The sequence below is a fragment of the Acinetobacter rongchengensis genome, from assembly GCF_003611475.1.
Lineage (GTDB): Bacteria > Pseudomonadota > Gammaproteobacteria > Pseudomonadales > Moraxellaceae > Acinetobacter > Acinetobacter rongchengensis.
The window spans coordinates 70,594-89,382 of the sequence record NZ_RAXT01000001.1; the positions used below are offsets into that span (position 1 = coordinate 70,594).

The following is an 18,789-nucleotide window of genomic DNA, read 5'->3' on the forward strand; positions in this document are numbered from 1 at the left end:
TAAGTCATAAAAAAACCGACTGCTTTCAGTCGGTTTTAATATTAAATACAAAAGACCCAGTATTTGAGCGTAATCTACAAACTTGTACAGCTTGCATTTTCATAAATTACTTTACTAGAATTTATGATCAATATCTGAGCTAGCTTATTCAATCATAGAATTAACGAACAATGCCACGTTTCGATTCTAGTATCGAATCAATCAACAATTGTGCTTCTTCAACTTCTGGCAGAATCTCCTGACGGATTTTTTCAATTGCTTGTTCTGTCGTTAAACTCTCTTTATAGATCAATTTAAACGATTCTCTTAAGCCCTGAATCACTTTCTTAGACCAGCCTTTACGACGCATGCCTTCAACATTCATACCATAGGCATGTGCTGGGTTTCCAGACACCATCACATAGGCAGGAACGTCCTTAAGGATCAATGAAGCACCACCAATCATACTATATGAGTCAATTTTACAGAATTGGTGAATCCCAGAGTTACCACCAACAATGACAAAATCACCAATATGTACATGACCTGCAATTCCAACATTATTTGCAAAAATGTTGTTATCACCAATCACACAATCGTGTGCGATGTGTGTGTTTACCATAAGTAGATTATTACTGCCTACTTTGGTCAATCCTTGATCTTGAACTGTGCCACGATGCAAACTGCAATGTTCACGAATTTTATTATTGTCACCGACTTCTAACCAAGTTTCTTCACCTTGATATTTCAAGTCCTGACAAACTTCACCCACACTGGCGAATTGAAAAATTTCGTTATTTTGTCCAATACGTGTAAATCCACCAATCACAACATGAGAATGAAGCTTGGTACCTGCTCCAATAGTCACTTGCGGCCCGATAACTGAATAAGGACCAATTTGAACATCTGGTGCTATCACTGCAGATGAGTCAATAATAGCGGTTGGGTGTATTAGATGGTTATTGCTCATGCCTGCTCTAATTTCTGATGAGAAATGATAATTTCAGCGGTTGCTGCCACCATGCCGTCAACACTAGCAGTACATAAATACTTGTAAATGCCACGTTTTTGCATGAGTAATTCAGATTTTAGCACGAGTTGATCACCAGGCACGACTTGTTTTTTAAAACGTACCTTTTCAGCACCAGCAAATAAAAACAAAGAACCTGGTCTAGGCTTTTCATTGTTCATAATAAAGCCTAACACACCTGAAACTTGTGCCATCGCTTCAACGATTAAAACACCAGGCATAATAGGATAACCAGGGAAATGACCCTGCATAAACTCTTCATTAATTGAAACGTTTTTGTACCCGACAATTCCGTTCTCTGTAACTTCTGTTACACGATCCACAAGCAAAAACGGATAACGATGTGGTAAATACTCACGAATCGTTTGAGTTTGCATAGGTAATTCAGGAACCGTAAAAGGTAGAGATGTAGACTCAGTCATAATTATTTACGCGATTTTAAAGTTGATTCAATGGACTCAATTTGAGTCTGCATATGATCCATTTGTTTGACCAACTTGGTCAATGGCACATCTGCTAATTGTCTTAAACGAACAACCGTTCTTTTCCAATGGTTTGTTTCAAATTGTCCCGTACCTGAAGAATACGAACCTGCTTCAGAAATATTTTTTGTGACTATTGACATTCCTGTAATCGTCACATTATCTGTAATTTTTATGTGACCTACAATACCTACAGCACCTGCAAGAATACAGTTTTTGCCAATAATCGTGCTTCCCGCAATCCCGCACTTGGCAGCTATAGCTGTATTTTCACCAATCTGTACGTTATGTGCGATTTGCACAAGGTTATCAATAATGACACCATCTGAAATAATTGTATCATCCAAAGCGCCACGATCGACACTACAATTCGACCCAATACGTGCATCATTTCCAATGCGCACAGAACCCAATTGAGCGATCCGATTCCATTTGCCTTGATATGGTGCAAAGCCAAAACCTTCACCACCAATCACCGTATTGGCATGAATACGAACTCGATCACCAATCTTGCTCTGACCTGTCAATGTAACATGCGAATCAATAAAACAATCTTTACCAATTTCCACATCATCATCAATTTTAACATGTGACTGGATCACCGTATTTGCACCGACTACACAGTCTTCACCAATAACCACATAATGGCCGATATAAGCATCATCAGCGATAATTGCAGACGATGAAATTTGCGCAGTACTTTCGATACCACGTTTGTTCATTTTAATTTCAAACTTATGCGTTAAAATGGCAAATGCAAGATATGGATTGGCAACAACAATAAAGTTTTGATGATTATTTAGTTGTGCTTTGATTTCAGCTGTAACAATCAAAGCCCCTGCTTGAGAATTTTGAGCCGCATTCAAATGTTTATCGCCATTTACAAAAGCGATTTGATTTGCCTGAGCACGTTCTAAACTTGCAAGACCATTGAGGGCTAAATCGGGTTGACCAATTAGCTCACCTTGAACAAGTTGAGCTAATTCATCGAGATGGTAATAATTTGATCTCATTGATTATTTAATTGCATTAACCTTTTGGATCATTTTAGCAGTTAAATCGTTCTTTGCGTCATAAGCAAGTGCTGAATTTTTATTCAAAATATAATCTAAACCATTTTCTTGGCGCAATTGTTCAGCAGCTTGTTTCACACGAGTCTCAAAAGCCGCATTGGTACTTTGAATTGTACTTTGAACTTTGGCTTGAACGCCTTGTTGAATGGTTTGAAATTCATTCACTTTGGCTTGATACTGTGCATTGATTTGTTGCACATTTGCGCCCTGAGCTTGAGCTTTCTGTTTCAAAGCTTCGATGTCTTTAGTGATTTGTTCAAGCTTTGAAGTCTGCGGTTTAACTGACTGTTCAAGACTTGCATTTTGTTGTTTTAAATACGTGCTACTTTCAACAACCTTTTCTAAATCAACAACACCAAAACCAGCTGCTTGAGTTAATCCAGCAATACCAAGACCTAAGCCCAATACAACCATCTTCATTGTTTTCATACTTGTTCCTTATTTATCTGTTATTAAACCCAAGAAGGATCGTACTTAGAAAGTACGACCGATCTCAAATTGAATCTCTTTGGTTTGATCACCTGGTTTATCATTCAATGGGAATGCATAGCTTAATGAAAGTGGACCAATCATGGTAATCCATGTAAAGCCAACACCCACGCTATAACGTATATTGCTCATATCAAAATCGTAATTATCTTTACAGTATTGCTTCGCATCTACAGGAGTGGTTGAACCATCTAAGTAAAGCTCACCTGTTGCTGTACCACAATCCGTATCAAAGACTTGAGCACCTTCAGCAAAAATCACTGGACGGATTTGACGTGCCCAATCCCCTTTAAATGGAACAGGTAGCGCCAATTCTGTACCAAATTGGATTAAAGCATTACCACCGACTTCTTCAGGATCATAATCTTTGGTCTGTGTTGCATTATATGTCACACCTGGATATTTTGGTCCGAGTGTACTGTTGTCATAACCACGTACCGATCCAAAACCACCTGCATAAAAGTTCTTATAGAATGGTAGATCATTACCATAACCCAACTTACCATAGCCTCTTAATACAAAATCACGACCTAATGGGAAATAAGTTTGTGCATCATAAGTCACTTTTTGGTATTCAACATCACTGCCTGGCAATGCAATTTCTGCATTGACACGATGTGAAGTACCATTGGTTGGGAAAATTGGACGGTTTAAAGTATTGTAAGACCAACCTAAATTTAAGTTATACGTTAAGAACTTACCTTCAAATGCATTTTCATAAGTAACCAATGGAATGTTGGTATTGTTAGCTTCGTCCACACATTTATTCGCTAATGCATAATCATCAGGCAATATTGAAGGAGGAGTTTTTCCTAATGCTTTATCAATTGTTTCCTGTGACTTATAAACACCTGAGCAATAATCGGCAGTAGATTTTGCTTTACCACCATGCGCTAATAAATAATCACGTACATAAGTCGAAACATAAGCACCCGTAGTCACTTTAGTTTGGTCAATATTAAAACCTGCACTAATGTTTTGGTTCTCGTCAATTGGATAACCAAAAGTTAAACCACCACCAATACTGTCTGTTACATAGTTATTAACGTTATAGTCATCATTTAACTTTGTTTTACGATAGTACAAGTTATAACCACGACTTACACCATCAATGGTGAAGTAAGGGTCAGTCACACTCAGGTTATAATAATCTTGTGTTTCAGAACGTGATAAATCGATTGCTACACGGTTACCTGTACCCAAGAAGTTAGTTTGACTTAAACCTGCTTGGAATGTGATACCGCCATTCTGCGAATAACCGACTGCCAAAGTACTGGTACCTGAATGCTGCTCTTCAACTTCAACATTTAAATCCATTTGGTCAGGTGCATTAGGCACACGAACAGGTTTAACATCGACTTTACTGAAGAAACCAGTACGCTCTAAACGCACTTTCGATAAATCAATTTTTTCATTACTCGCTAAAGCACCTTCCATTTGGCGCATTTCACGACGTAATACTTCGTCTGCTGTCTTGGTATTTCCAGTAAAGTTAATTCGACGAACCGTAACTTGTTGTCCTGGATTGATATAATAATTTAAATCAACAGTACGTGTTTCATTATTGATTTCAGGAACCACGTTCACTTCGGTATAGTAATATCCAGCATTACCATATTTACGCAGTAAAAGTTGCTTAACTGCATTCACTTTTTCTTGTGAATAAGTTGTACCATCTTTATAAATTTGCAGTGCTTTTAGTTCATCAGGTTTATAAAGCGCATCACCTAAAAACTTAGATTCACCAAATTTAAACTGATCACCTTCTTTGATCGAAACTTCAATAAAGATATGTTTTTTATCTTCACTGATATTCAAATTTGAACTGTTTACATCAAAATTGATATAACCTTTGTTCAAATATAAAGCACGTAATGACTCTAAACTTGCTGCCATTTTTTCACGTGCATAACGATCATTACGGGAAATAACCGACAACCAACCACTTTCTTTTACTGCAAAAGCTTGTTTGATATCTGCATCTTCAAAGACAGTATTACCAATCACATTGATATCAAAAACTTTAGCAGGTTTACCTTCATTGAATTGAATATCTAAATCTACACGGTTATTTGGTCGTGCAACTTGTTCAACACTAATATCGGCATCATAACGACCTTGTTGAGCATATTGTTGCTCTAACTCTGTCTCTAACGTTTGTAATGCAGATTTCTTTAGAACTTCGCCTTCGGCCAAGCCCATTTTCTTTAAGCCTTCTTCCAAAGCTTCCTTCGGAATAAGCTTATTGCCTTTAAAATTAATTTTAGAAATAACTGGGCGTTCAACTACTTTAAAAACAAGGACATCATCCTGTTTAGATGCTTGGATATCATCAAATGAGTTTGAAGCATACAAAGCGCGGATTGAGTCAGCAATCGCAGCATCATTGACACGTTGACCACTGGTTATGGGTAAAAGTGCAACAACATTATTTTGTGTTAAACGAACCAAGCCATCTACACGGATATCTCGTGCAATAAACTCATCTGCAGCTTGTACTTGTTGTACAGCCGCCATAGCACTAACCAGTGCCAATGGCATAAATAAATGTGATTGCTGCATGCCTATTATTTTCCAGTAAGTTAATCCACTATTACGTTATAAACGCATAAAATCATTAAATATTGCCAGAAGCATCATGCTCCCGAGCAGTACCATACCAATTTTTAGCCCAACCAATTGTATTTGTTCAGAAACAGGTTTACCACGAATTGCTTCAATTATGTAATAAACCAAATGACCGCCATCCAACATCGGTATCGGCAATAAATTCAATATCCCTAAGCTCACACTCATCAGTGCCATGAATGAGATAAATGATTGCCAACCCATTTCAGCAGTTTTACCTGCGACTTTAGCAATCGTAATCGGCCCTGATAAATTATCCAAACCAATTAAACCACGAACCATTTTCACCATAGAATTCAAAATCATTGCTGAAATTTGACCTGTTTTTTCAACAGCAACACCAAATGCTTCAGCAGGATTATATTGAATCGTTTGCTTATATTCAGCAGGAATGGTTAGTTTGTCAGTCTGCGCTTGCACACCTAACATACCCGTCACATTCCCCATATTGTCTTGTTTACCTTGTGGCATGACTTGTAAATGTACAATTTGACCACTACGTAGCACATCAACATTGAGTAACTTTTCAGGTGATTTTTGTACCACATCTACCACATCAAACCAATCTTTCATTTTGACTTGATTGATTGCTAAGATTTGATCACCTTCTTTCATCCCTTGGCGGATAGCTGCACCATCACTCGTCAACTTATAAACCGTTGCAGGAATATGTGGACGATAAGGGGTAAACCCAAGCACATCAAATGGAGATTGACTTTGATCTTTTAAAAAGCTTTGTATCGGTAGCTCAAATGTTTTTAAATGACCATTTCGTTCAGCCTGAACCATGATTGAGCCCGTTTCACCAACTCGATCAACCAATGCATAATTCAGCTTCTCCCATGTATTGATTTGAGTCCCGTCCACTGCAACAATTTTATCGCCTTTCTGCATTTGCACCTGAGCTGCAGGAGAGTTCGGCAAAATGCTTCCTACACGTGTATTCAATTGCTCTTGTGAAGGTAAGAATAAAATCCAGAACAAGAAAACAGCAAAAATCAAATTAATCAAAGGCCCCGCAGCAACAATGGCGATGCGCTTCCAAGGTGGCTGACGATTAAAAGCATAAGTAACATCTTCTGCACTCACATTGCCTTCACGCTCATCCAACATTTTGACATAACCACCCAGTGGCAATGCCGAAAGCTGATATTGGATTCCTGATTTTTTTGAAGTCCATTTCAATAACGTTGGCCCAAAACCAATCGAATAAACAAGAACTTTTACACCAAGTTTGCGGGCAACCCAATAATGTCCAAACTCATGAATTGCAATCAAAGGACCAAGCAAGAATATGGCTGCAACGATGATAAATAAAACACTCATGATCAGCTTTCCAATTCGGTGATACGTTTAGATGCAACTTGACGTGCAAGTTGATCGATGTGCAAAATCTTTTCAATCGAATCTGCTGAACCATTTTGAACGTGATTAAGCGTATGTTCAACCACCTGTGGAATTTCGAGAAACGCAATCTGTTGTTGCAAGAAAGATGCCACAGCGATTTCGTTTGCAGCATTCAGAATAGTTGGCGCTAAACCACCAGCTTGCATTGCTTGCCTTGCGAGTTTCAAAGCTGGAAAACGAACCATATCTGGCGCTTGAAAATCAAGCTGTGAATGCACAAATAAATCTAAAGGAGGAACATGTGTTTCAATTCGCTCAGGCCACGCAAGTGCATGTGCAATTGGTGTACACATATCAGGATTACCCATTTGAGCCAAAGTTGAACCATCCACATATTGAACCATTGAATGAATAATACTTTGTGGATGCACAACCACTGTAACAAATTGTTCTTGAATTGAAAATAAATGACACGCTTCGATTAATTCTAAGCCTTTATTCATCAAAGTAGCTGAATCTACAGAAATTTTCTGTCCCATAGACCAGTTTGGATGCTTACAAGCCTGTGCTGGGGTAACCGCTTTTAATTGTTCTAAACTATGATTTAAAAATGGCCCACCCGATGCTGTTAACAGCACTTGTTTAACACCCTGTTTCGGTTGACCATTACTTTCAGTTTGCAGATAGTTTTGAGGAAGACATTGAAAAATAGCATTATGCTCTGAATCAACAGGAAGCAATAATGCATCATGCGCTTTCGCGGCTTGAAGCATGATGTCACCAGACATGACCAAAGCTTCTTTATTGGCAAGTAAAACCCGTTTACCGGCTTTCACTGCCGCCAAGGTTGGCAATAAACCTGCCGCACCAACAATGGCAGCCATAACCACATCCACTTCAGGATGTTCTGAAACCGCAATCAACCCTGCTTCATCAGTCAAAATTTCAATATCTGAAATATTTTGGGCTTTTAAAAGCTGTTGTAATTCATCAACTTTATCTGAAGGTACCACAACACATTTTGGCTGATACTGTTTGCATATTTCACTCAGTTCTTGAATCCTACTGTGTCCAGAGATTGCAAAAACTGAATATTGCTCAGGATGCTGTTCTAAAACTTTTAAAGTACTGCGTCCGATCGAACCTGTAACACCCAATATACAAACAGATTGTGACATCTATAAATCTACACCAATAAGTTTTAAAACGTACATTCCCGCTGCAAAAATTGGAGCTGCAGCAAGTAATGAATCAATGCGGTCAAGCACTCCACCATGTCCTGGTAAAATACGACCTGAGTCTTTAATCCCTGCACGACGTTTAATCATAGATTCAAACAAATCGCCAAGTACCGAGCTGAACACTGTTACAATAGACAGTACAAGGAAAAGAATATGTTGTGAAAGCGTTAAATGTAAATAAATGGATTGCACGATGATAATAACGATTGCAACCGTAATAATTCCACCGATTAAACCTTCAATCGATTTATTTGGACTGACATCAGGGGCTAATTTATGTTTACCAAATTTTCGCCCAACAAAATAAGCACCACTATCTGCACCCCAAACCAATAGGAACAGGTACATTAACCACCATGGATCTTGTTTCCATACATAGAGTATTGCAGTAATTGCAGCCCCAATAAGGACTAAGCCCACCACATTTAAAGTAACGTTATACCAACCATCATATTCAGGGTAGTTTTTAACCCAATAGATGCTGCAACCCCAAGTCAGAATTGAAGCACTCCAAAGAATGAGTGCCAAATCATTAAAATATAATGCTAAGCTAGAAAATAATGCGGTTAATACACCAAAACCTGCTGCTTTAATTTTATTCACATGGTCAGATTCTTTTGGCATGAGTTTAAACCACTCATAACCTGCTGCCCCAGCTGCGATAATCATTAACACTAACATTGGATATTGTGAATGCGTTGCAAACATACAAATCAAAACAACAGCAACCAATATCAATGCGGTTATAATCCGCTCTAACATTATAAATTCTCTATATACGCTTGTTGAATTTGTTCAGTGGTTTTCCCAAAACGTCGCTCACGCCCAGAAAAAATATTGAACGCATATTCTAATTCTTTGACTGTAAATTCTGGCCATAAAGTCTCAGTAAAATACAGTTCTGCATATGCTGCTTGCCACAGCAAGAAATTAGAAAGTCGATAATCCCCAGCTGTACGAATCAACAAATCTACAGGCGGTAAATCACCCAAACTTATTTGACGTGCAAACAATTCAGTATCAATTTGATTCACATCAATTTGTTCATCTTTAACTTGTTGCGCAATTTTACGAGCAGTATCTGCAATATCCCACATACCGCCATAACTGATTGCAATTGTTAAAGTCATGTTACTGAAATTAGCAGTCCTTTGTTCAGCATGCAACATTAATTCACGCAGTTCGGAAGAAAGCCGACTACGGTCCCCAATAAACCTTAAAGAGATTTCAAACTTTTCCATACGTGGAATTTGTTCGTGAATTGTCTCTTCTAACAATTTCATTAACAAATCAACCTCAAATTGAGGTCTATTCCAGTTTTCACTTGAAAAAGCAAATACGGTTAAAGCTTGAACGCCCACTTTTCGGCAATATTCTACAATTGGATCTAAGACATTTTTACCTTCACGGTGTCCATCACCTTTCTGTAGTTGCTTTTTTTTGGCAAAACGGTTGTTGCCATCCATAATGATGGCAACATGTTTTGGAAGATTTTTGTCTTCAGATGTGGTCATTGGAAATCTTAGACCTTCATCAATTCAGCTTCTTTTGCAGCAAGACGTTTTTCAACTTCAGCAACATATTTATCGGTGATTTTTTGGATTTCATCACCTGCACGGCGCTCATCATCTTCAGAAATTTCTTTTTCTTTCAACAATGCTTTGATGTCACCCAAAACATCACGGCGAATATTACGAATCGCAACTTTGGCATTTTCTGCTTCATTACGCGCAACTTTCTGCATATCACGACGTGTTTCTTCTGTTAATGCTGCCATCGGTACACGAATAGCGTCAGCAGTCACTGGGTTTAAACCCAAATCAGACTCACGAATCGCTTTATCAATTGCACCCACCATTGAGCGTTCAAATGGCTGTACCAACAATGTACGTGAGTCCTCAACACCAACGTTTGCCACTTGGTTCAACGGAACGTCAGAACCATAGTAAGGAACCATAACACCGTTTAGGATGGATGGATGCGCACGACCTGTACGAACCTTTGCAAAACCATGTTCCAACGAGTCAAGTGACTTGTTCATACGGTCTTCAGCATCTTTTTTAAGATCGTTAATCATATGATCTTCCTTACTTATTTATCTAAATGTATTGGGGTTTATACGTATTCCATAAATCAATGAAGTACCAATAAACCCGATCTAAAATTGCAGTAGTATAGAGAGCTTTGTGAGTCACGTACATTAGTTTGTAACGTGAGTTCCTTCTTTTTCGCCCATAACCACAGAAAGCAATGCGCCAGACTTATTCATATCGAATACTTGTAATGGAACATTGTGATCACGGCATAAGCAAATTGCTGTTAAATCCATTACGCCAAGCTTCTCATCTAACACTTCATCAAAGCTTAAGAAATCATATTTTACAGCATCATCATATTTACTTGGATCTTTATTATAAACACCATCTACTTTGGTTGCTTTTAAAATCAAATCCGCTTCAATTTCGATACCACGTAAACATGCTGCAGTATCTGTTGTAAAGAATGGGTTCCCTGTTCCTGCAACAAATACGCATACTTCACCTTGAGTTAAATGACGAATCGCATCACGGCTAGAATACGACTCAACCACAGCACCAATTGGAAGCGCAGACATCAAACGAGTTTTAATATTACGACGTACCAATGCATCACGTAATGCCAAACCATTCATCACTGTAGCAAGCATACCCATTTGGTCGCCAGTTACACGGCCAACCAAACCATCTTTTTGCAATTGGCTACCACGATATAAATTACCACCACCGACAACAATACCCACTTGCACACCCAATCCTACCAAATGCGCAATTGATAACGACATTTGATCTAAGACTTGAGCATCAATACCCATGTCTTTATTACCAGCAAGCGCTTCACCCGAAAGTTTCAGCAAAATACGTTCATAACGTGGTTTTTTAGAATCTAACATCACAAAACTCCAATACTTATATCTACAATTTTATTCGTATAAACCTAACTATAATCTGAAATACTTAAACTGATTTGATTTGAATCAATTTTGCATACAGATCGTATTCATCTGCATCGGTAATTTCAACTTCTAGTAAATCACCTGCTTTGATCAGTGATTTATCAATATCTTCAACAAAAACATTGCCATCAATTTCAGGCGCATCTGCATAAGAACGTGCAACCGCTACTGGGAACTCTTCTACAATATCATCCACCAGTACAGTCATGGTTTGACCAATACGTTTTTGCAATTTAGCCGCTGAAATCGCCTGCTGCACTTCCATAAAACGTTCATAACGTTGTTGTTTAATATCTTCAGGTACATGATCTGGCAAATTGTTTGCTGTCGCGCCTTCAACTGGTGAATAGGTAAAACATCCTACACGATCAAGTTGCGCTTCTTGCAACCAATCTAACAACATTTGAAAATCTTGTTCAGTTTCACCAGGGAAACCTACAACAAAAGTTGAACGAATGACCAAATCTGGACATTTTTCACGCCACAATTTCAAACGTTCTAAAGTATTTTCACTATGCGCTGGTCGCTTCATCAATTTTAAGATACGCGGACTGGCGTGTTGAAAAGGAATATCTAAATATGGCAGGATTTTACCTTGTGCCATAAGATCAATCACGGCATCGACATGCGGATAAGGATAGACATAATGTAGACGAACCCAAATACCGAGCTGACCGAGTGCTTCACACATGTCATAAAACTTGGTTTTAACGGGCTGTCCATTCCAAAAATCTAACTTATACTTGGTATCTAAACCATAAGCTGAAGTATCTTGAGAAATAACCAATACTTCTTTTACACCTGCTTTTTTCAAAGCTTGTGCTTCATTTAAAACCGAACCTACAGGACGTGAAACCAAATCACCACGCATACTTGGAATGATGCAGAATGTACAACGATGGTTGCAACCTTCTGATATTTTCAAATAAGCATAATGTTTCGGGGTCAAGCGAATACCCTGTTCAGGAACAAGGTCGATAAAAGGATTGTGCTTTGGTGGTTCTGGAACGTACTGATGTACTGCTTCCATCACTTCTTGATATGCTGCTGCACCTGTCACTTTTAAGACATTTGGGTGCATTTGACGAATTTTGTCTTCGTCTTTACCCAAACAGCCTGTGACAATCACACGACCATTTGCACTCATGGCCTCGCCAATCGCATCTAAAGACTCTTGCACTGCAGATTCAATAAAACCACAGGTATTCACAACAACTAAATCAGCACCATCATAATCTGATGCCACATCATAACCCTCAGTTTTTAACTGAGTTAAAATTCGTTCAGAATCTACCAATGCCTTAGGACAACCTAAAGAAACAAAACCGACTTTGGGGGACTTCATGAATCTGCGCTCCACTAGAATGCGCGTATTGTATGTCTTTTCTAAGGATAAAAACAGGTTAAAACGATACTCTTTGCACTACGCACCAAAATAATACAAAAAATTTATCAAATTATTTATATGCACCATTTTAAAACATCAATATGCTAACGTAATCGTTGTAATTCGTTTTAATGACCGATAAAGGGCGATTTCTGCGCAATTTTTATCATTCGTGTAAGAAAACTGAGCAAATAACAAAAGTTGGCGTGTATTTTGCTATATATCAACATTATTTATATCTATGAAATTTCCTTGGTAAGTTGGAAATATTCAGTGAGGTCAGATGCCATTGCGCTATTTTAAGACAGGAACGCTTTGCTAATGGATCAATACCCAACCATTGATTATAGACTACTTGTGGATAATTTAACCACAGCAATCCTTTTGGTCGATTGCAATTTAAATGTTTTTTATCTGAATTCATCTTGTGAAGCGCTATTTGATATCAGTTTATTACGTGCTGCAGGTCAGCCAGTCATGAATTTACTGCATGCACCAAATGACAGCTTTAATACTTTTGAAGCAATGAATAACACGCTTAAAACAGGTCAGGCTTACACGCGCCGTGAAGCGATCATTAATGTTAATTTTAAAGACAGCCATGTCGATTACTCTGTCTCTCAACTCAATACGGGCAAGCCTTATCACCCGCTACTTTTAATTGAGCTTAATCCAATTGATCGCATGTTGAAAATTTCCAAAGAAGAAAATCTAATTCAACAACACCAAGTCGCTCGCCAACTCATTCGTGGTGTAGCACATGAAATTAAAAATCCGCTCGGTGGTATCCGTGGAGCAACTCAACTGCTTGCTCGAAGCTTGAATGATCCTCAATATTCTGAATTTACTGACATTATCATCAGTGAAGTAGATCGTCTTCGTACTTTAGCAGATACCATGCTCGGCTCTCGCCAGCTACCAAGTTATGAACCTGTAAATGTCCACGAACCTTTGGAACGTGTACGCTCGCTCATTGTCAATCAAACCAAAAAGAAAATTAAGATTACTCGTGATTATGATCTGTCTTTACCCGACGTAAAAGCTGATCGTGATCAATTGATTCAAGTGATGTTGAATATTAGTGTCAATGCCATTCAAGCCATGACAGAAAATAAAGATTTTTTTGTAGAACATCAGCCTGAACTGATTTTGCGTACACGTATTCAACGACTTGTAACGATTAATGGCGTACTGAATAAATCTGCCATCCGAATTGATATTGAGGACAATGGTCCTGGTGTTCCAGAAGAAATTTTAGAATCTGTCTTCTACCCACTGGTTACTGGTCGTGCAAAAGGCACAGGTTTAGGGCTAAGTATTGCCCAAAATATCATGCATCAACATAACGGAATGATTGAATGCCAATCCGTTCCAGAAAAAACAATATTTAGCTTATATTTACCTTGGGAGTCTAACCATGTCGCATAATAAAATCTGGGTTATTGATGACGATCGTGCAATGCGTTGGGTCTTGGAAAAGACTTTCAAAGAAGAAGGCTTTGATGTGACCAGTTTTGAGGAGGCTCAGTCTGCACTTGATCAGCTTCCAAGCAATGCGCCTGATGTGATCCTAACCGACATTCGCATGCCAGGGATTGATGGTCTAACCTTCCTAAGTAAGGTAAAAACCAATTATCCAGACTTACCTGTCATCATTATGACCGCACATTCAGATTTAGAGTCTGCAGTTTCAAGTTATCAAACGGGTGCTTTTGAATATTTACCCAAACCTTTTGATATTGATGAAGCTTTGGCGCTGGTGAATCGTGCAATTTTGCATATTAATAAATTACAACAACAAGAATCAGCGAAAGCAGCGCCAATTCAATCAACTGAAATTATTGGTGAATCACCTGCAATGCAGGAAGTATTCCGAGCTATTGGTCGTTTATCACAATCTCATATTACTGTGCTGATTAATGGTGAATCTGGTACAGGTAAAGAGCTGGTTGCGCATGCCTTGCATCGCCACTCACCACGTAGCAGTAAACCTTTTATTGCATTGAATATGGCTGCGATTCCCAAAGACTTAATTGAAACAGAATTGTTCGGCCATGAGAAAGGTGCGTTTACAGGTGCAAATACGCAACGCCAAGGTCGCTTTGAGCAAGCCAATGGTGGCACACTATTCTTAGATGAAATTGGTGATATGCCATTTGAAACTCAAACACGTTTACTACGTGTCTTGGCAGATGGTGAGTTCTATCGTGTAGGTGGTCATATTCCTGTACGTGTAGATGTGCGTATTGTAGCAGCTACCCATCAAGATTTAGAAAAACTTGTGAATGATGGTCGCTTCCGTGAAGACTTATATCATCGATTGAACGTCATTCGCATCCATATTCCAAAACTGGCACATCGCTCTGAAGATATTCCGATGCTCGCACAACATTTCTTGGCACGTGCTGGCAAGGAACTGGGGGTAAGTCCGAAAATTTTACGCCCTGAAACACAAGAATATATTCAGCAACTGCCTTGGCCAGGAAATGTACGCCAACTCGAAAATACTTGTCGTTGGTTAACGGTCATGATCACAGGTCGTGATGTGTATCCTGAAGACTTACCTGCTGAGTTGAAGCAAATCCCAATTCAAAAACCAGATGATTTGACACAAATTCAATCAGGTGTTGATCGTATTGCCTTACATCATTGGGATGAATTATTAGGTCAATGGGCAATTCAAAAGCTTAAAAATGGCGAAATGAAAATTTTAGACATTGCAACACCAATGTTTGAACGTACATTAATTGTGGCCGCACTACAACAAACGCGTGGTCGAAAACGTCATGCTGCTGAATTGTTAGGTTGGGGACGAAATACCCTAACGCGCAAGCTTAAAGAATTAGGTATGGACTCTTCTGAAGATGATGAAGAGGACGATAAGTCCTTGGTAAGCTAATACAACTCAGTTAAGTTTAGTATGATTTAATAAGCCATACATTGCGTCTTGCTCTGTATGGCTTTTGATGATGAATAACTATTTGATAAGCTTATAATCATTCAATCAACATCAAATGGCAATTAGCGCACTCGATTGATCACTTTAGCCACACCATAAATTGAGTAATCATTCACATTTTAAACATTAAAATGCACTTTCGACCGTCCACTAATAAAAATTTAAAACATGAATAAATTTCATCTTTGATGCATTACGCCACAGCTCAACAAGATTGAGTAAAACTTCATCCATTCCAAACCAATCATTCACTAAATTGTTGTGTTTTTACGCGCTTAAAATTAACTTTGAATTCTCAAACAAGCCCCTAGTTTTAATCTTTATCATTTTTACTGATGTATATATGAGTAAAAATCCCAAATAAATGAAAGAAATTCACTCTTTTTGGTCAGGTTTCGCTAGTCCAAAAGCCCAAGTCGATGTAACATATTGCGTCTTTATAAATTACTGCGATAGGACTTTCATGCGCGAGTATGCTGTTTTTACTTCGGAATCTGTAAGCGAAGGTCATCCTGATAAAATGGCGGACCAAATCAGTGACGCTATTTTGGATGCAATCTTAAAAGAAGACCCTTATGCACGGGTTGCTTGTGAAACATTAGTAAAAACTGGTGCGGTAGTCCTTGCAGGTGAAATCACAACAACAGCCAACATTGACTTTGAAAATGTTGTTCGTCAAACCGTAAATGGTATTGGCTATCATCATACTGACCTAGGTTTTGATGGTTCGACGTGTGCTGTAATCAACATGATTGGCAAACAATCTCCTGAAATTGCACAAGGGGTTGATCGTCAAAAGCCAGAAGATCAAGGTGCAGGTGACCAAGGTTTAATGTTTGGTTATGCAAGCCGTGAAACAGATGTGCTGATGCCAGCACCTATTTCATACGCTCACCGCTTAATGGAAAAGCAAGCTGAATTACGCCGTAACGGAAGCCTTCCATGGTTACGTCCTGATGCAAAAAGCCAAGTGACTTTTGCTTATGAAAATGGCAAACCTGTTCGTTTAGATGCTGTCGTGCTTTCAACTCAACATGATTCTGAAATTTCTCAAAACAACTTAAAAGAAGCTGTGATTGAAGAAATCGTTAAAAAGATTATTCCTGCTGAAATGTTCCATGCTGGTACAAAGTTTCACATCAACCCAACAGGTTTGTTTGTGATTGGCGGTCCAGTAGGTGATTGTGGTTTAACGGGTCGTAAAATTATTGTAGATACATACGGTGGTATGGCACGTCATGGCGGTGGTGCTTTCTCTGGTAAAGACCCATCTAAAGTTGACCGTTCTGCTGCTTATGCAGGTCGTTATGTTGCAAAAAACATTGTAGCGGCTGGCCTTGCCGATAAATGTGAAATCCAAGTGTCTTATGCAATTGGTGTAGCTGAACCAACGTCTATTTCGATCAATACATTTAATACAGGTAAAGTATCTGATGAATTGATTATTCAATTGGTTCGTGAACACTTTGACCTACGTCCATATGGTATTACCCGTATGCTCGACCTTATTCAACCGATGTATAAGCAAACTGCTGCTTATGGACATTTTGGTCGTGAAGGTTCTGATCATGCATTTACTTGGGAAAAAACAGATAAAGTTGAAGCGCTTAAGGCTTCTGCTAATTTGTAATTTTTACAAGTGCTTAGATATAAAAAAACTCGCTTCAGCGAGTTTTTTTATGTCTTATTGGGATTGAATTTAAATGAACCCATCAACGGTATATTTTTTAAACTTTTTCTTTTAAATGGATCAATGGTCGGATTTAGAATCCTGCTGCAACACCTCTAACAATGAAATCTGAGCTGGTGTTTCAATATGATGATTTTTAATAAAAATGTGCCCCACTTTAAAACTGATCGCAACAACTAAACATGCAAGAATACAGAAAATCCATGCTGCATAAGGACTGCGAATATGTTGCGAGCCACATTTTGGGCAGACCTTATCCGTAGAAGCAACAACCTCATCGCAACAAGCGCAGTGATATTGTAAGATCATATAAATTCTCCTTTCTATAACGCTATTATTGTTTTTCTTTGTTACATTATGATTATATCCATTTACATAATGTAACTTTTAAACTCTTTTATTAGTTTACATCATCAAAGTATTTAAACAAGCCTTATTTTGAAATGTAACATTAAATCAGAAAAAACGGATATTTAACATAAAGTTAAATTAATCAAAACTTGATCACAGAAAAATTGATAGATTTCCTATAAATATTTTTTTAAACAAAAATTCACGTTATAATTTATAAAATGTTGAATTGTTGTGGAGTTTGTTTTGGTACAGCTTATCAAAAAAGGTGGCTTGCGAGAACGCGCTAATCGTAGTCGAAAATACTCTCACTCTGAAAATAATATGACGACTTTAGCCCCACATAAGTATGTAGTCACTGATCAGTCTCAGGCTGAGCATTCTCAACTTCAGGAAAAGCCTACTGCTCAAATCAGTTCAGACCGCTTAATGAGTCAAGAAAAGATTAAAACATTTTAAAAACATCAACCCATAAAAACACAGCAAATGCTAAGAAAAAAGTACCTGAAACAATATCAATATAACTTCCAGATTTTTGATAGAGCCTTTTAATCTTTGGAATAGACATAATCATCATTAACAAGCTAAACACCAAAAAAGTTTGAATTGGAATAATCACTGCCAATTGTGGTTTTATATTCATGCCCTGCGTAGAACTCAATGCCAAAGAAAACACACTACTAAAATAAATCACAATTTTAGGGTTAGCGAGATTGGTGAATAATCCCAATAAAAAATAATGCTTAGGCTGTTGTTCAATTATGCCATCTAAATTTGTAGTTTGTTTTAAATGCACTATTCCACCTTTCAACATGGCATAGCCCATTTTCGCGAGGAAAAATCCACCGATTAGCATCAATAGTTGTTGAATCCATGGCCATTGTTCCAGTAAAACTGTAAAACCCAGCAATGTCAGTGCAACCCATACCACAACACCTACAGAGATCCCTAAAATGATCTTTAAGGTATTGCTTCGTGTGGTTGAGGCAGCACTTTTTGCGACAAGTAATACGTCTGGTCCAGGGCTGAGTTGAGCAACAAAATGCAGTGCACAGATTGTCAGTAGCATCGACATAACTATAACTTACTTATTTCTAGAGACTTGATTATACCTATTGATCAATAACTCAGTGAATCACAC

General features: G+C 38.2%; 18 protein-coding genes. 4 read left to right on the forward strand and 14 right to left on the reverse strand.

The annotated features are described in order from the left end of the window. Nucleotides 1-160 precede the first annotated feature (160 nt). From lpxA to rimO, 12 genes are all read right to left on the reverse strand, one after another. Nucleotides 161-949, reverse strand: coding sequence for an acyl-ACP--UDP-N-acetylglucosamine O-acyltransferase (lpxA, locus tag D7V20_RS00380; protein WP_120382383.1), 789 nt, complete (start codon nt 947-949; stop codon nt 161-163). Continuing rightward, the gene (gene fabZ / locus D7V20_RS00385; protein WP_010111473.1) at nt 946-1,431 is read right to left on the reverse strand and encodes a 3-hydroxyacyl-ACP dehydratase FabZ; all 486 of its coding nucleotides are present in this window, start codon (nt 1,429-1,431) and stop codon (nt 946-948) included. Before fabZ ends, lpxA begins: the two co-directional genes overlap by 4 nt. Before the next feature lie 2 nt (nt 1,432-1,433). Next, nucleotides 1,434-2,504: a UDP-3-O-(3-hydroxymyristoyl)glucosamine N-acyltransferase gene (gene lpxD, locus D7V20_RS00390; protein WP_120382384.1), complete on the reverse strand. Its 1,071-nt coding sequence runs from the start codon at nt 2,502-2,504 to the stop codon at nt 1,434-1,436. Between the two features lie 3 nt (nt 2,505-2,507). Next, nucleotides 2,508-2,993 carry an OmpH family outer membrane protein gene (locus D7V20_RS00395; protein ID WP_120382385.1) on the reverse strand — a complete coding sequence of 162 codons (486 nt, stop codon included), beginning with the start codon at nt 2,991-2,993 and terminating at the stop codon, nt 2,508-2,510. Nucleotides 2,994-3,038: 45 nt separating this feature from the next. Continuing rightward, on the reverse strand, nt 3,039-5,615 hold the full coding sequence (bamA, locus tag D7V20_RS00400) for an outer membrane protein assembly factor BamA (RefSeq protein ID WP_120382386.1): 2,577 nt from the start codon (nt 5,613-5,615) through the stop codon (nt 3,039-3,041). 36 nt (nt 5,616-5,651) lie between these two features. Then, nucleotides 5,652-7,007 carry an RIP metalloprotease RseP gene (gene rseP, locus D7V20_RS00405; RefSeq protein ID WP_120382387.1) on the reverse strand — a complete coding sequence of 452 codons (1,356 nt, stop codon included), beginning with the start codon at nt 7,005-7,007 and terminating at the stop codon, nt 5,652-5,654. Between the two features lie 2 nt (nt 7,008-7,009). Beyond that, nucleotides 7,010-8,206, reverse strand: coding sequence for a 1-deoxy-D-xylulose-5-phosphate reductoisomerase (gene ispC, locus D7V20_RS00410; RefSeq protein WP_120382388.1), 1,197 nt, complete (start codon nt 8,204-8,206; stop codon nt 7,010-7,012). Continuing rightward, nucleotides 8,207-9,031 (reverse strand): phosphatidate cytidylyltransferase, encoded by an 825-nt coding sequence (locus D7V20_RS00415; RefSeq protein WP_120382389.1) that lies wholly within the window; start codon nt 9,029-9,031, stop codon nt 8,207-8,209. Beyond that, on the reverse strand, nt 9,031-9,783 hold the full coding sequence (uppS, locus tag D7V20_RS00420; RefSeq protein WP_120382390.1) for a polyprenyl diphosphate synthase: 753 nt from the start codon (nt 9,781-9,783) through the stop codon (nt 9,031-9,033). The genes D7V20_RS00415 and uppS overlap by 1 nt, the downstream gene beginning before the upstream one ends. A gap of 8 nt (nt 9,784-9,791) precedes the next feature. Continuing rightward, nucleotides 9,792-10,346, reverse strand: coding sequence for a ribosome recycling factor (gene frr / locus D7V20_RS00425; RefSeq protein WP_010111463.1), 555 nt, complete (start codon nt 10,344-10,346; stop codon nt 9,792-9,794). A gap of 123 nt (nt 10,347-10,469) precedes the next feature. Further along, on the reverse strand, nt 10,470-11,198 hold the full coding sequence (pyrH, locus tag D7V20_RS00430; protein ID WP_010111462.1) for a UMP kinase: 729 nt from the start codon (nt 11,196-11,198) through the stop codon (nt 10,470-10,472). A gap of 64 nt (nt 11,199-11,262) precedes the next feature. Then, nucleotides 11,263-12,606, reverse strand: a complete 1,344-nt coding sequence (gene rimO / locus D7V20_RS00435; RefSeq protein WP_120382391.1) for a 30S ribosomal protein S12 methylthiotransferase RimO — start codon at nt 12,604-12,606, stop codon at nt 11,263-11,265. Between the two features lie 363 nt (nt 12,607-12,969). On the opposite strand from rimO, the gene glnL reads away from it, so the two are divergent. The 3 genes from glnL (at nt 12,970) to metK (ending at nt 17,237) form a co-directional block, all read left to right on the forward strand. Beyond that, nucleotides 12,970-14,076, forward strand: coding sequence for a nitrogen regulation protein NR(II) (gene glnL / locus D7V20_RS00440; RefSeq protein WP_120382392.1), 1,107 nt, complete (start codon nt 12,970-12,972; stop codon nt 14,074-14,076). Next, nucleotides 14,066-15,547: a nitrogen regulation protein NR(I) gene (glnG, locus tag D7V20_RS00445; RefSeq protein WP_120382393.1), complete on the forward strand. Its 1,482-nt coding sequence runs from the start codon at nt 14,066-14,068 to the stop codon at nt 15,545-15,547. The genes glnL and glnG overlap by 11 nt, the downstream gene beginning before the upstream one ends. A gap of 523 nt (nt 15,548-16,070) precedes the next feature. Then, a complete protein-coding gene (gene metK / locus D7V20_RS00450) occupies nt 16,071-17,237 on the forward strand; it encodes a methionine adenosyltransferase (RefSeq protein WP_120382394.1) in 1,167 nt (388 codons plus the stop codon). A 120-nt stretch (nt 17,238-17,357) separates the two neighbouring features. Here the strand turns inward: metK and D7V20_RS00455 are convergent, their stop codons facing one another. Continuing rightward, complete coding sequence (locus D7V20_RS00455; RefSeq protein WP_120382395.1) at nt 17,358-17,606, reverse strand: hypothetical protein; 249 nt, start codon at nt 17,604-17,606, stop codon at nt 17,358-17,360. Nucleotides 17,607-17,894: 288 nt separating this feature from the next. Between D7V20_RS00455 and D7V20_RS00460 the strand changes: the two genes are divergently transcribed. After that, a complete protein-coding gene (locus tag D7V20_RS00460) occupies nt 17,895-18,107 on the forward strand; it encodes a hypothetical protein (RefSeq protein WP_120382566.1) in 213 nt (70 codons plus the stop codon). Here the strand turns inward: D7V20_RS00460 and D7V20_RS00465 are convergent. After that, complete coding sequence (locus D7V20_RS00465; RefSeq protein WP_120382396.1) at nt 18,094-18,723, reverse strand: LysE family transporter; 630 nt, start codon at nt 18,721-18,723, stop codon at nt 18,094-18,096. The two genes, D7V20_RS00460 and D7V20_RS00465, sit on opposite strands and share 14 nt — an antisense overlap. Nucleotides 18,724-18,789: the final 66 nt, after the last annotated feature.

What these genes read in the sequence shown, in the direction of transcription:
- lpxA (WP_120382383.1), bottom strand. Translation starts at nt 949, where the DNA reads ATGAGCAATAACCATCTAATACACCCAACCGCTATTATTGACTCATCT.
- fabZ (WP_010111473.1), bottom strand. Translation starts at nt 1,431, where the DNA reads ATGACTGAGTCTACATCTCTACCTTTTACGGTTCCTGAATTACCTATG.
- lpxD (WP_120382384.1), bottom strand. Translation starts at nt 2,504, where the DNA reads ATGAGATCAAATTATTACCATCTCGATGAATTAGCTCAACTTGTTCAA.
- D7V20_RS00395 (WP_120382385.1), bottom strand. Translation starts at nt 2,993, where the DNA reads ATGAAAACAATGAAGATGGTTGTATTGGGCTTAGGTCTTGGTATTGCT.
- bamA (WP_120382386.1), bottom strand. Translation starts at nt 5,615, where the DNA reads ATGCAGCAATCACATTTATTTATGCCATTGGCACTGGTTAGTGCTATG.
- rseP (WP_120382387.1), bottom strand. Translation starts at nt 7,007, where the DNA reads ATGAGTGTTTTATTTATCATCGTTGCAGCCATATTCTTGCTTGGTCCT.
- ispC (WP_120382388.1), bottom strand. Translation starts at nt 8,206, where the DNA reads ATGTCACAATCTGTTTGTATATTGGGTGTTACAGGTTCGATCGGACGC.
- D7V20_RS00415 (WP_120382389.1), bottom strand. Translation starts at nt 9,031, where the DNA reads ATGTTAGAGCGGATTATAACCGCATTGATATTGGTTGCTGTTGTTTTG.
- uppS (WP_120382390.1), bottom strand. Translation starts at nt 9,783, where the DNA reads ATGACCACATCTGAAGACAAAAATCTTCCAAAACATGTTGCCATCATT.
- frr (WP_010111463.1), bottom strand. Translation starts at nt 10,346, where the DNA reads ATGATTAACGATCTTAAAAAAGATGCTGAAGACCGTATGAACAAGTCA.
- pyrH (WP_010111462.1), bottom strand. Translation starts at nt 11,198, where the DNA reads ATGTTAGATTCTAAAAAACCACGTTATGAACGTATTTTGCTGAAACTT.
- rimO (WP_120382391.1), bottom strand. Translation starts at nt 12,606, where the DNA reads ATGAAGTCCCCCAAAGTCGGTTTTGTTTCTTTAGGTTGTCCTAAGGCA.
- glnL (WP_120382392.1), top strand. Translation starts at nt 12,970, where the DNA reads ATGGATCAATACCCAACCATTGATTATAGACTACTTGTGGATAATTTA.
- glnG (WP_120382393.1), top strand. Translation starts at nt 14,066, where the DNA reads ATGTCGCATAATAAAATCTGGGTTATTGATGACGATCGTGCAATGCGT.
- metK (WP_120382394.1), top strand. Translation starts at nt 16,071, where the DNA reads ATGCGCGAGTATGCTGTTTTTACTTCGGAATCTGTAAGCGAAGGTCAT.
- D7V20_RS00455 (WP_120382395.1), bottom strand. Translation starts at nt 17,606, where the DNA reads ATGATCTTACAATATCACTGCGCTTGTTGCGATGAGGTTGTTGCTTCT.
- D7V20_RS00465 (WP_120382396.1), bottom strand. Translation starts at nt 18,723, where the DNA reads ATGTCGATGCTACTGACAATCTGTGCACTGCATTTTGTTGCTCAACTC.